6 protein-coding genes are annotated in these 12,946 nt (G+C 64.8%); 1 reads left to right on the top strand and 5 read right to left on the bottom strand.

From position 1 onward, the window contains the following. Positions 1 to 2 precede the first annotated feature (2 nt). Positions 3 to 641, top strand: a complete 639-nt coding sequence (locus tag HMPREF2896_RS09500) for a TetR/AcrR family transcriptional regulator (RefSeq protein ID WP_070719330.1) — start codon at positions 3 to 5, stop codon at positions 639 to 641. A 13-nt stretch (positions 642 to 654) separates the two neighbouring features. Here the strand turns inward: HMPREF2896_RS09500 and HMPREF2896_RS09495 are convergent, their stop codons facing one another. From HMPREF2896_RS09495 to HMPREF2896_RS09475, 5 genes are all read right to left on the bottom strand, one after another. Beyond that, on the bottom strand, positions 655 to 1,080 hold the full coding sequence (locus tag HMPREF2896_RS09495) for a holo-ACP synthase AcpS (RefSeq protein WP_070443633.1): 426 nt from the start codon (positions 1,078 to 1,080) through the stop codon (positions 655 to 657). A gap of 36 nt (positions 1,081 to 1,116) precedes the next feature. Next, entirely contained in the window at positions 1,117 to 1,869 is a 753-nt protein-coding gene (locus HMPREF2896_RS09490; protein ID WP_070719327.1) for an ATP-binding cassette domain-containing protein, read from the bottom strand. 2 nt (positions 1,870 to 1,871) lie between these two features. After that, positions 1,872 to 2,930 carry an ABC transporter permease gene (locus HMPREF2896_RS09485; RefSeq protein WP_070443406.1) on the bottom strand — a complete coding sequence of 353 codons (1,059 nt, stop codon included), beginning with the start codon at positions 2,928 to 2,930 and terminating at the stop codon, positions 1,872 to 1,874. Next, positions 2,927 to 3,922 carry a substrate-binding domain-containing protein gene (locus HMPREF2896_RS09480; RefSeq protein ID WP_070719325.1) on the bottom strand — a complete coding sequence of 332 codons (996 nt, stop codon included), beginning with the start codon at positions 3,920 to 3,922 and terminating at the stop codon, positions 2,927 to 2,929. The genes HMPREF2896_RS09485 and HMPREF2896_RS09480 overlap by 4 nt, the downstream gene beginning before the upstream one ends. A 97-nt stretch (positions 3,923 to 4,019) precedes the next feature. Further along, positions 4,020 to 12,944: a type I polyketide synthase gene (locus HMPREF2896_RS09475; RefSeq protein WP_083311480.1), complete on the bottom strand. Its 8,925-nt coding sequence runs from the start codon at positions 12,942 to 12,944 to the stop codon at positions 4,020 to 4,022. Between the last annotated feature and the right edge of the window lie 2 nt (positions 12,945 to 12,946).

Raw genomic sequence — 12,946 nt, 5'->3', positions numbered from 1 at the left:
CCGTGGAATCTAGCTCGAAGTCACCGGAGATTCTGGTCCCGAGGCGTCGCCCAGCGCAGGCACGCAGCCGGGCCAAGTATGACCGGATTTTGTCCTGCGCGCGTCAGGCGCTCGTGGACTATGGCTTTGAGTCTTTTACCTTCGACGAGGTCTCGCGCCGCGCGGAAGTACCAATCGGCACGCTATATCAGTATTTTGCCAACAAGTACGTACTGATCTGCGAGCTCGACCGCCAAGACACCGCCGCAATGCAGGCGGAGGTTGAGCGTTTTTCCCAACGCGTGCCGGCCCTGCAGTGGCCGGACTTTCTCGAGGAATTCATTGACCGCATGGCTCGCGTCTGGCGCGAGGACCCTTCGCGCCGCGCGGTGTGGCACGCCGTGCAGTCCACGCCAGCTACCCGCGCCACGGCCGCTGATACCGAGCTCAGCCTGCTCAAGCCCATCGCGGAAATCATCGAGCCTCTTGCACAGGGCATGGACGCCGACGCCCGAATGGAGATCGCCGCCTTCCTCGTCCACACCGTGGTGTCCTTGCTCAACTACAGCACCATGCGCTCCGAGGAGAGCTTCGATGGCGTGGTGGAAGAGATTAAGCGCATGCTCATCGCCTACCTCTTCGCCATCGCGACCAGCGCCTAGGTCATGGCGTGGGTTATGGCGTGTGCCGCGAAAGGTGCACGGTAGCGGTGGCGTAGTCACCATCGTGGCTGATCGACAACGCCGTAGAAAAATCCCCCAGGGATTCCCGCGCGAGCCGGGCAATCTCCCCACGCAGTTCAACTGCCACGCGCCCCCACGCATCCGGGCGGACCTCAATCTCGGCCCAGTCCACGGCCTCCTCCGCCAGGACCGGCGGGCGCCCGTAGAGCGCTTGCGACCACGCCTTGATGAAGGCCTCCTTCGCTGCCCAGCGCCCCGCGAAGTGCTGCGCGCGGGCAGCACCGATTAGCCCACGAGCCTGCGCCACGCGCAGCTCGGAGGCGCTGAAGACCCGCGCAAAACGTGTGCCGGGAAGCTCCAATTGCTGGGCAAAGGACGGAATGTGCACCAAGTCGGTGCCCACGCTCACGCCACTCATAGTCATGCAGGCCAGCTTAGTTGCGCGAACCGTGGTTTAGCGCGCCAGCTCCTGCTTGAGCTCCTCCAATTCGTCGCCGCCGGCCATCCACTGGGTCAGCTCCGGCAGCGTGACCTCCTCCTTGGAAGCGTCGAGAGACATCTGCCCCACCGTGAGCACGATGAAGTGATCGCCCACGAGGTAGGCGTGTTGCGGGTTGTGCGTAATAAACACCACGCCCATGCCGCGTTCGCGGGCGGCGTCGATAAAGCGCAGCACCATGCCTGATTGCTTCACGCCGAGCGCGGCGGTGGGCTCATCCAGGATGATGTAGCGCGCGCCGAAGTAGATGGCGCGGGCAATGGCGACCACCTGGCGCTGGCCACCGGAGAGGGCGGAGAGTTCCACGGAGACATCGCCAAGCTCAATGCCCATTTCGGACAACTGCTCGTGCGTAATGCGCTTCATTTCCTCCTCACGCAAGCTCCCCAGCGCCCCGGTGAGCTCTTGGCCTAGGAAGAAGTTTCGCCACACAGACAGCGAGGGCACCAACGCCAAATCCTGGTACACGGTGGCAATACCGGCGCCGAGGGAATCGCGCGGACTCGTGAAACTCACCTCTTCCCCATCGACGGTGATAGTGCCCCCGGTGGGCTGGTTGAGGCCGGCGAGGATTTTAATCAGCGTGGATTTACCCGCGCCGTTATCACCCAGCACGCAGGTCACTGCGCCTTCCTTGACGCGGAGGTTGATACCGCGCAGGGCGTGGAAGTTGCCAAATGTTTGGGAAATATCGTGCAACTCAATCATGGTTATCGCTTCCTCGTAAAGTTGGCCACCGAAGTGTTCGTGAGCACGGCAAAGAGCAGCATGGCGCCGAGGAAGAACTTGAACCAGTCGGGGTTCCAGCCGGCGTACACGATGCCCTGGTTGGTCATGCCGAAGATGAGTGCACCAATGGCGGTGCCCACCGCGGTACCGCGCCCGCCGGTCATGGAGCAGCCGCCAATCACGGCGGCGATGATGTAGAGGAACTCGTTGCCAATGCCCTGGCCGGCCTGGATGGAGTCGAAAGCAAAGAGGGTGTGCATGCCCACGAACCACGCTGCAAATCCGACGAGCATAAACAGCGCCACCTTGACGCGGCGCACGGGAACACCGACGGCGCGGGCGGCTTCATCGTCGCCACCAACGGCGAAGATCCAGTTTCCCCAGCGCGTCTTGTACAACACCCACGAGGCGATGGCGACGAAGAGGATCCACCAGATGACGGTGGCGCGGATGCTCAAGCTGCCGATGTGGATGGTGCCGGAAAAAATGATGCGGGCAGAATCGAAGCCTTCCATGTCCGAAATGGTGGGGGTGGCCACCTGGCCGGTCACCAGCTTGGTTATCGCCAAGTTGAGACCCTGCAGCATAAGGAAGGCCGCCAGGGTGATGAGGAAGGAGTCAATCTTGGTGCGCACCACAAGGAAGCCGTTGAGCGCACCGATGGCCAGTGCGGTGATGAGGGACAGCCCCACGCCCACCCACGAGTTGAGGTGGAAGTTGTAGTTGAGCATGGTGGCCACGAGCGCCGCGGAGGTCACCGCCACGCCGGAGGACAAATCAAACTCATTACCAATCATGAGCAGGCCCACCGCCAGGGCCACGATACCCAGCGTGGAACTGGCGTAGAGCACCGTGGAGAAGGCCTCCACCGAGCGGAAGGCGGGCGCCACAATCATAAAGAGGACGAAGATGACCACCGCGCCGAGCAGGCTGGCCAACTCGGGTCGGCGGATGAGGCGCGCGAAACCGCTGCGGCGGGTCAGGCGGGTATCGGCGGGGGTTGATTGCGCCTCGTCTGATGCAGTCGTGGCTTCGCTCATCGCAGGCCTGCCTTAGCGGATTCGGAGATGATGTCCACGTTGGTGGAATCCACGAAGGAGGGGCCGGTGTACACGGGGCGTCCGCCGCCCAATGTGGAGCCGTTGCGGTGTGCCAGCCACAGTGAATCGACGGCGAGGTAGCCCTGCATATAGGGCTGCTGATCGACGGCCCACTGGATACGCTTATCCGCAATGGCGTCGACAAGCTCGGCGTTGGTGTCGAAGGTGGAGACCTTGGCCTCGGAGGCGGCGTCAGCAACCGCGTCGGCGGAGCGCATGGCCACGGAGGCCTGCAGCGCCATGACCCAGTCAATGGACGGGTCCTGGCTCAGCTTCGCGTTGATGGTGGACTGCGCGGCGGTGAGATCCTTGCCGTTGACGTACAGGATCTCAACCTCGCCGTTGTCCAGCCCGTCCTTCACGCCGGCACAGCGCGACTCCTGCGAGGAGTTGCCCTGCTCGTGGATGACGCACAGTACGTGCTTGGCGCCATCGTCTTTGAGGCGCTCGCCGGCCTTGGTGCCGGCTACCTTTTCCTCTTGGCCGAAGAAGGCGCTCATGCCGTATTTCTGGTAATCATCCATGCCGGCGTTAAGCCCCACGGTGGGGATGCCAGCATCCACGGCCTTCTTGGCCACCGGTCCAATCGCCCCAGCGTTGGGCATGGTCACGGCGATGCCATCCACCCCGGAGTCGATGGCGGACTGGACCAAGTTTGCCTGGTTGGGCGCTTCCGGGTCGGAAGAGTAACGCAACTCGATATTGTCCTTGCGCGCGGCGTCCTCCGCGCCCTTACGCACGAGATCCCAGTACGTATCACCTGGTGCGCCATGGGAAATCATGGCAACGACAAGACGCTCGGTGTCGACGCCACCGGCTAGCTCACCGTCAGCTTCGGGACGGGGCGCACCACCGGTGGCGGAGCAGGCGGCAAGAAGGGTGGCAGCGGCTACCGAAATAAGGCCTAGTAGTGGCTTCTTAGCTTTATTCACCCTTGCATGGTGCCCCAGATTGGGGGACTTCTCCAACCCGCCTGACCTGCTTCTTTATCGTTCCAGAGGGGACACGCTGGGGATACTCTAGCGCCTGCTACCCCCGTTTCGTTGTGTCTCCTCCCTCCGGTTCGAGCATGCCGTTGCGAAGCCGCGCGGATTCGCTCAGCAGCGTTGCTGCCTCACGTTCTGCTACCTCGTCAGCTGTGCCTGCTCCCAAGTTGCGCTTCACCGGCCGCTCGTACAGCGATGGCCCACCGCGCATGCCTTCTTCTAAGCGCCGCAGTCCACGCAGCTCGCGATCGGCGGCGGCCACCCGCCAGGCTTCGGCCACGCCCTCACCCTGCTCCCGGGCCAATGCGGCAAAGAAAGCACTCGGGTGAACCAGCGCGATGAGGGCGGAGACGTGCCCGAAGCCCAGAGATGTCACCAGGCCCGCCTTCGGCGGGGTGCGGCGAAGGTCCAACGGCTGGCGCAGCCACAGCAGGTGCGAGTGACGGCGCAGCACGGGGTCGACGCAGTCCAGGGAACGATTCGGCGGGAGGACCCCACTACGCAACACCTGGGTCAGACCGATGAGTTGGAAGGCCGCTGCTCCGCCCTTGGCGTGCCCGGTCAGGCTCTTCTGCGATATCACATAGAGCGGGTTGCCGGGGCTGCGGCCGAGTGCGGCGGCGATGCGCTCGTGCAGGTCCGATTCGTTGGGGTCGTTGGCGTTGGTGGAGGTATCGTGCTTGGACACCACAGCGATATCGTCCGCACCCACGCCGAGAGCCTCCAGGGAGCGGGCCAGGCGGGAGTTCTGCCCGCCCCGCGCCGCGGAGAGTGCGCCCAAGCCCGGCGCGGGGATGGAGGTGTGCGCGCCGTCAGCGAAGGACTCGGCAAAGCCCACCACGCCCAGCACTGGCAACCCCATCTCCGCCGCAAAGCTTCCCCGGGCGAGCAGGATAGTCCCGCCGCCTTCGGATTCCACGAAGCCGGCACGACGGCGGTCATTAGCGCGGGAGAAGAAGCGATGCTCAATCCCCTTCGCTTCCAACTCCGCGCTATCGGCAGTGGCTGCCATGTCACCAAAGCCGGTAATACCCTCGATGGACAGGGCATCGATGCCGCCGGCCACGACGAAGTCCGCCTTGTGCAGGCGCAGCTTGTCGAAGCCCTCCTCCACCGACACCGCTGCCGTGGCACAGGCGGCCACCGGGTGCACCATCTGGCCATAGCCGCCGATATAGGACTGCATCACGTGCGCGGCAATAACGTTGGGCAGCGCTTCCTGCAGGATGTCATTGGGGCGTGGCTGTCCCAGCAGCTTGTCGACGTACAACGAGCGCAGCGCCTCCTGGCCTGCCATGCCGGTTCCCTGGGTGGAGCTCACGCGCGCCGGGTGGACATGGGCTAAGAGCTCGGCCGGGCTAAAGCCTGCAGAAAGGAAGGCATCCACTGTGCACACCAGGTTCCACAGGGCGAGCCGGTCGAGGTTATCCACCATGTCCGCGGGGATGCCGTAGACCTGTGGGTCAAAGCCCTCCGGAATCTGGCCGCCCGCAAAGCGGGTCATGGCCACGCGCCGCGGGACTCGCACCGCGGAGCCAGCAGGGCGGGTGACCTGCCATTCGACCTCACCTGTCGCGCCATCGACGCGGCGGAGTGTGGCGCCCTCGCAGCTGTCAACGAAACTGCGCGCCGTCTCTTCATCCTGCACGGTGAAGCTCAGCGGCTTCTCTAGATAGATGGTGGTCAGCTCGGGCGCGAGGTTATCCAGCATAGGTAGGTGTGGTCCGAAGTCATCGTGGAAGCGGCGTACACCAATCCCAGCGAGAACTTCGTCGTGGAAGCGCTCGTAGACGTCTTCCTCTGCTAACTTTTCACCTTCGGCCGTCAGCCATCCGGCTGTGCGCTCATCCCAACTAATGAGTCCGCGACTCCAGGCCAGCTCCAGCACGCCGGCCGCGGAGAGCTCTCCGCCGACCTCCACCTCATAGCGGGTACGCGAGGAGCCCAGCGGACCGAGCTCTCCCGCGCCGACGATGACCACCATGTCCTCGAGAGTCTGCGTTACCCCACTGAAGTCGGGGCTGGTCGACTCCGCAGGTTTCAGCACGTTCGGCAGGGCCTTCGCCGTTCGCGAAGCCTTCTCTACGCGCGAGCTACCAGCTGCCAGTGGTGCATCTGCTTCCTCTGGCTGTGACGCCCGGGCAAGTGCGGCTAGGTCCAACTCAGCATCGGCCAGCCCGCCGGTGAGGTCGACGCTCAGCGGTGAGGACGCTGCCTGAGCGCGGATCTGCGGGGACGCGGTGACGTCGAGAAGCTGCACCGCCATCTCCTTCGCTGAGAAGGTCCGCACGCCGCGGGCCTCCACCTGCTCAACCAGCGGATCGTTGCCGCCCATCAGGCCGGTGCCGCGCACCCACCCGATGTGGGCGTGCACCAGCGAGGTGCGCGCTCCCCAGCTGGATTGCTCGGAAGACCAGCGGTTAACCAAGGCACAGAGGGCCGCCTTGGCCTCGCCGTAGGCGCCATCGCTGCCGAAGCGCCCGCGGTTGGGTGAGCCCGGCAGCACCACGTGCAGGCGGTGGCCCACGCGTGTATCCGTACCCACAGCGGAAAGCGCCGCAATAAGTTTTTCCACCGACCACAGCAGCAGGCGCATCTGGGACTCCGCCCCCGCACCGGCATCCTGGAGGGTACCGGTAACGCGCGGCGCGGCGAAGGGAAAGAGCAGGTCCGGCACATAGGCCGGTTTTATCTGCACGGTTTTACCGCCCACGGTGGCGGTGTGCTCTGCCGCAATCCATTCCACGAGCGCATCCACGTCCGCGAAGGAACTGAGGTTTGCTGGAACTACCCACAGCGCGGCCGCGCCGACAGCCCGCCTGCGGTAGAGCTCCTTATAAAACTCCAGGCGCTCGTGGCTTAGCTGGGAGGTCGTCGCAATCACGGTTGCGCCCTCCGCGAGCAACTCGCCAATGAGCTCGGCGGCAATCGAACTCGGCGAGCCACCCGTCACCACCGCCACCTGGTCAGCCAAGAGCAACCCATCGGCCGGGGTGCGGGCATCGCGGGCCAAGTCCACATAGCCGAAGTGCTCGGCTAAGAGCGCTACCTCCTCACCGGCGCCCAGCACGTCGAGTTCGGGCTCTGTTTCTCCGGCGGCGGCCGCTCGGGCGATGTCCTCGCGGGCGCTGGCCCAGCGGTCGTCGAGAAGCACTGCCTTGCGCGCATCAAAAGCGGGGGCGACGCGCTGCTGCCAGTCCGGCCCCAGCTCCGTGGCAACGAGCTGCTCCAGCTCCGTGCGTGCTGCGCTGTCCCCCTGCTCAATCAGGGTCTCCTCACAGCCGAGAGCGGCGAGTGCGGCGCGGGCGGAGTCCTCCAGCGCCGATTCAAGGCGCTCGGTATAGGCACGCACCGCCTCCGGGTCCACGGCCTCGTGTGGCGTTGGCGCTGCGGCCTTCTGAAGCGCGATTCCTTCGCACTCGCCGGCGGCGCGCACGGCGGCATCAATCAGCGCATCAAGCTCAGCTACCGACGCCACACCGGTCGTGGGCAAGCTGGCCAAGTCCCCTCCGCGCAACGAGGAGCCCTCGCGAGTACCCAGGACCAGCTGCACAGTCGCGCGGTCGACCCAGCCTGGCCCCAATCCCCAGGTACCGCTCACGCGCTCGGCCACGTAGCTGGGCTTCTTGCCCGCCGGTCCCGTGAGCCGGTTGAGCGCCTGCGCAACCTGCTCTGTGAGGACCTCCCCGAATGGTGCATAGCCCGGCGCGCGCTGCGCCACACTCTCCGCCAGCTGCGGGATGGGTGTATCCGCAGCATTCTCGATGGCGCTGATGCCGAATTCCACGCCAAGGTCAACGAGCAACTGGTTGCGGCGGGAGGATACGCCTTCCACGAGGGTTTCGATGGAATCAGTCGCGGCCATTTGATCGGGGCGGACCTTCGTCCACAACGCAATAAGCATCTCGAGTGCCTGGTGCACGCTCAGCGGGAGGTCCCCGACGACGGCCGGAACCTCCTCATGCGATGCCTGCACCATTTCTTCCTGGTGTGTGGTCTGCGGTGACTGCCTCGACTCAGATTCGACCGATTCCGCTTCGGCGCTAACCGGTTGTGCGGCTTGCTCTGCGACCGCCTTCGCTGCTGGCCCGGGTGCCGGCTCGGCGTCTTCGGCAAAGACTCGCCCATGGTCGCGCTCATAGTTGAGCACCTCGAGGTCTGCGCTGCCCGCGTGCTGGGGAAGGCGCAGGGTTTGGCCCAGCATGTTGGTCAGCGTCGGCGCGGCGCCCACACCGACCTCGATGAAACGCTCCACGCCAAGCTGCGCGAGGAGCAAATCCTGGGTCTCTATCCAGCGCACGGGGGAAGCAAATTGCCAGGCCAGAAGCTCGATGAGCAGGGTACGGCCCAGGCGCGCCGGGCTCGCCACGGCACCATCGAAGTCCGCCAGAATCTCCGCGATGGGTTCCGAATCCACCACCGCGGCGATGGATTCCACGAACTCGCGGCTCAGCGCGAAGGGCCGCGCCACAAGGTTTGGAATATAGCGCCCCACCAGCGGGTCGAGATTGATTTCTTCAGGAACGAGTACATCGAGGTGCGCGCGGAAATCCGCTACGCCGCCCACCAGGTGGGAGGAGTGGAAAGGCACGTCAATTCCCGGAATGGGGATGACGGCACGCTGCCCAGGGGCGCGGCGCTCGGCGTCGCTCGCCAGTGCATCCAGGCCCGCCTTCGTGCCGGCCACTGCATATTGGCGCCCGGCGATATTGTGGTTGACCACCTCGAGGAACTCGTCCGTATCCGCAGCGACCCGAGCGACATGGTCAAAGGCTTCGGTCGCGCTCATCCCCATCTTGTTCGGGCGCAGCGCAGCGAAACCGTAGAGAGATTGCCCAGCGGAATCGCGCTCGACCAGACGGTGCATGGTTAGACCGCGGACATAAACGATGTCCAACACTGCTTCCAAGGACAGGACCTCGGCATAGGCGGCCAGGGCGTTGTACTCGCCCACCGAGTGGCCAGCGAAGAAGGCACAACTTTCAAGAACCCCGGATTCTTTAAGCGCTGCAATCTGTGCGCAACCCAGCGTCGCCATAGCCACCTGCGTGAACTGCGTCAGGTAGAGCACGCCATCCGGGTGGGTGAATGCCTCACCATCCACCACCACGGTGTCGGGGTTGTGGCGGACGATCTCCAGGATGGAGAAGCTCAAGCTCCGCCGCGTGTGTTTATCCGCACGCTCCCACACGGCGCGCGCCGCTGCGGATTCTGCGTAGTCCTTCATCCCCATCCCCGGGGACTGGATGCCCTGGCCGGGGAAGGCATAGAAGGTGGTGGGGCTGCTCATCGTCGCTCGCGCCTGCAGCACCGGCACGCCCTGACTCGTGGCAATCACGCTGCGGACCTCACCGTAGCCGCGCCGCTTGTCGACGCCCACCCGTTCCACATCAAACTCCACCTCACTGCCGGGAAGCACGGGTGCAAGCCAGGTAACGGACCACTCGAGGACGCGAGCGCCGTCGAAAGCCACGGCTGCTTGCGCCAGCGCCGAGGTCCACATGCCGTGGACGATCGGGCCTTGACGATGCCCCGCCAGTGCCGCAGCGTTCGATGACAGGTGAATGGGGTTCCTATCCCCCGTTACAACGGCGAAGGGCCGCAGTGATTCCGGTGCCACCGCGGTGGTGCGGTGGCGGAAGGAACGCGGAGTCTCACGGAAAGATGACTCTCCACTGTTTTCTTGGCTGTTTGCTTGCGCGTTGGTTTCGGATGCATCACCATGCCGTCCGGTAATCAGGAAGCGCTCGTGCATCTGCGCGAATTCATGTTCTTCGCCGCGCACGGCTGTAGTCACGCCGACTGTAATGTCGACAACGCGCCCCGACGGTGTATCGCGTACCTCCTCCAGCTCGGCGGTGTAGCGCAGGTCCAAAGGCTCAGCGTCGGGGGCGGCGCTGCTGCGAAGCCGATCCCAGGCGTGCGGTGTGAGGCTCAGCGAGTGCTCGAGGTGGACAAGGTTGAGGAAGCCCTCCACTATCGGCTCCCCGGACTCGGTGTGGGCGCCGGCCAGGACTGCGAAGAGTGCCGGCCAGGCGCGGCCAACGAGGACATCGGGCGAGACAGCAGTGCTCATCTCCCCGCTCGTCACCGCACCATACTGGGCAATGTCGGTGGCACTGAGGTCAGCGCTGATTGTTGCGGCCCCGGAATCAACCTCAGGTAGGTCGCCGCCGACAGCTTGGCGCAGCAGCTCCCGCATGGCGGATTCGGCATAGTCGACAGTGACCAGTGGTGAGGCACCCGGAATGCGCGGCGAAGTGATGCGCACACGCAGCCTAGCTCCGGACTGGAACGGAACGGTCAACCACATGGCATCGTCGCCGGCAGCCTCCAGTTCCACGCCATGAAGGCCCAAGCGCAGAAGGTTGGGCTGCTCGCGCCCGGCCCAATTCAGCCCCGGGGCGCGGCGAATGAGCTCTTCAGTGCTGAAAGCGGGCTCGCCAGAGTCATCCTCGGTCTCGTCAAGAAGCGCAAGTGCCGCCTGTTCGAAGCGGCCAAGTATCTGCGCCACCGGCCCGTTGGCCTGCTCGATTCCCTCAACGGCTGCCGTGCCAGGGATGATGCAGACCTCATCGGCCTCGTAGTGCTCATCGTGCGCCTGCCACAAGGTGTCGCGGCGCCAGCGGCGGCGTACGTCAGAATCGATGACCGGCACAAAGTTTGCGGGTTTGCCCGGACCATCCACGAGCTGGATGAACCATGCGGCGTCGGTCGGGTGCAGCGCGGCGTCACCGTAGAGTTCGGTTAGCTGAGCACTTGCCTCAGCTGGGTTCTCGCGGTCAACCTCAACGCGCAACTCAATCTCGCCGTGGTCGGTCGGATGAAGGCGGGCTTCGGCGCGAGCCACCATGCGCATGAATCGACTCAACCAGGATTCATCGACCCAGCCGTCCAGATAGGACAGCTCAAGGTAGCGCTGCAGCCACTCGGAATAAGACATCTCATTAAGGTCCCCGAAATAGGGCTTGCACGTGCACCCGATGGCCTCAATGATCTCCGCGCGGTGAGTCTCCACGGCCGCAGCGTCACCGGCCACCTCATCCAAGAGGCGCCCAGCGCGGGCAAAGGAATTGTCCAGCTCGTGAATGTCTGCCCCCAGGTCCGAGCGTCCCGATACAACGTCGTCGCGCTTCGCAGCGACGAGCGCCTGCTTTACCGACTTGGATGCGGTGGATTCCTTCGCCGCCATGGCAGCGGTGCCCACCATGATGGCATCGACTGGCGCTGCGGGCAGACCGTAGCGCTGCGCCCACGTGCCCAGCAGGTACTCTGCTCCACGCGCTGGGGTACCGATTCCCCCACCAACGGCGAGAAGGACATTGTCGTGCTCACGGATCCGCGCGTAGGTAGCAACAAGGACCTCATCGAGACTTTCTAAAGAGTGGTGGCCACCGGCCGAGCTACCTTCCAGCTGCATGATTACGGTGGTCTCAGAGAGAGCGTCCGCAACGCGGAGAACCTCCTCCACCTGCGCCGAAGTTCCCGGCTTGAAGGCGACCCACGGGATATTCGCTGCGTGGAGCTTCCCCACCAGCTCTATTGTCTCCTCCACAGGCGGAATACCAGCGGAAATCACCACGCCGTTGATAGGCGCTCCCACTGCGCGTGCCTGCAGAATCGAATTCGGCCCCTCGATCTGGCGGCGCCACTGGGAAGCCGCGAGGTACAGCGCATTGAACTGGGCGTTAACCCCAGGCTGCAGTAGCCGGCCCAGGGTGTGCAAGTTCTCTTTAAGGATGGCATCGGTGTGCTGTCCCCCGCCGGCCAATTCGGCCCAGTGCCCGGCATTGGCTGCCGCGGCGACGATGTCCGGGTCGACCGTGGTGGGGGTCATCCCGGGGAGCATGACTGGTGAGTAGCCGGTGGCCCGAGTGAAAGCAGTCGACAGACGCCCGTTTACCACGCGCGGGGCCCACTCGGACCACGCGCGTGGCAGAGAAGGTGCGCGTCCCGGTTCCACGAGCTGAGCCAGTCCTTGCGCTGTCCCCACGGCCAGCGTGCCCACGCCGTGCCCGGCAACGAGATCGCGTGTCAGCGGCTCCACCCCGCGGGTGGGCCCGACTTCAAGGATCCAGCGAGCCCCAGCGTCAAGCGCCGAATCAACGCGCTCGGGCCAGTCCACGTAGTCCGTGAGCACGGCGCGCGCGAGCTGCGCGGTGATTTCTGGGTCCAAGCCGATTCGCCCCGCCCAGCTTTCTACCTGTTCCACCGCATACTGCATGGTGGGATGGTGGAACGCGGCCGAAACGTCAAGGTCGGAAACGGTGACTGCGGCGGGCTTGACTTCCTCCCCTTCCGTAAGGGTCGAGTTCTCCTGCAGCGCGGCCTTCACTCGGGCAAGCTCAACCGGTGTTCCGACGATGACGAAGCGCCCCCGTCCGTTGTCGAGGCCAATGCGGGCACCGGCTTCATGCAGTTGCTGCTTCGTCGCACCGGTCACCGCCGCCATGGGTGCGCCCTGCGCGGTGCGGACGAGCCCAGCGCTGCGCGCGGTAGTCACCATGGCTGCGCCGATGAGACGCGCCAGTGCCAGAGCCCCCGCTGGGCTCATGCGCTTCTTCACCACCGCTGCGGCGAGCACGCCTTGGGAATGGCCGATGCTGCTCACAGCGTCCTCGAGTTCTACTCCGTGTGCGCGCAGGTTTTCTAGCACCGCCAGCTGTGCGGTGAGGATGCCGGGAGTGGAAAGTGGGACGTCGGCAAGCGCGTGCGCCCACGCCGGCTCCGCATCCGCCCAGGCCAGGGGTGCAAACCCGTGTGGCGCAGCGGGCAGGAGTTCCTCGTCCAGTGGGGCAAGCAGTTCTTCCGCCTCAGCGAGGTACTCAGTCAGTTGCGGCCCGACACCAGTGGCAAGGGCGTCGCGCAACGTCGGCAGCCAGGCATAGCCTTGTCCGGAGAAAGACAGCGCGAAAGGCTCGGAGCCCAAGTGCGCAACCAAAGGCACAGAGACGTGGGAATCGGACACCG

The sequence above is a fragment of the Corynebacterium sp. HMSC069E04 genome, from assembly GCF_001813175.1.
GTDB classification, from domain to species: domain Bacteria; phylum Actinomycetota; class Actinomycetes; order Mycobacteriales; family Mycobacteriaceae; genus Corynebacterium; species Corynebacterium aurimucosum.
This window is presented reverse-complemented; position numbering and strand designations above follow the sequence as displayed.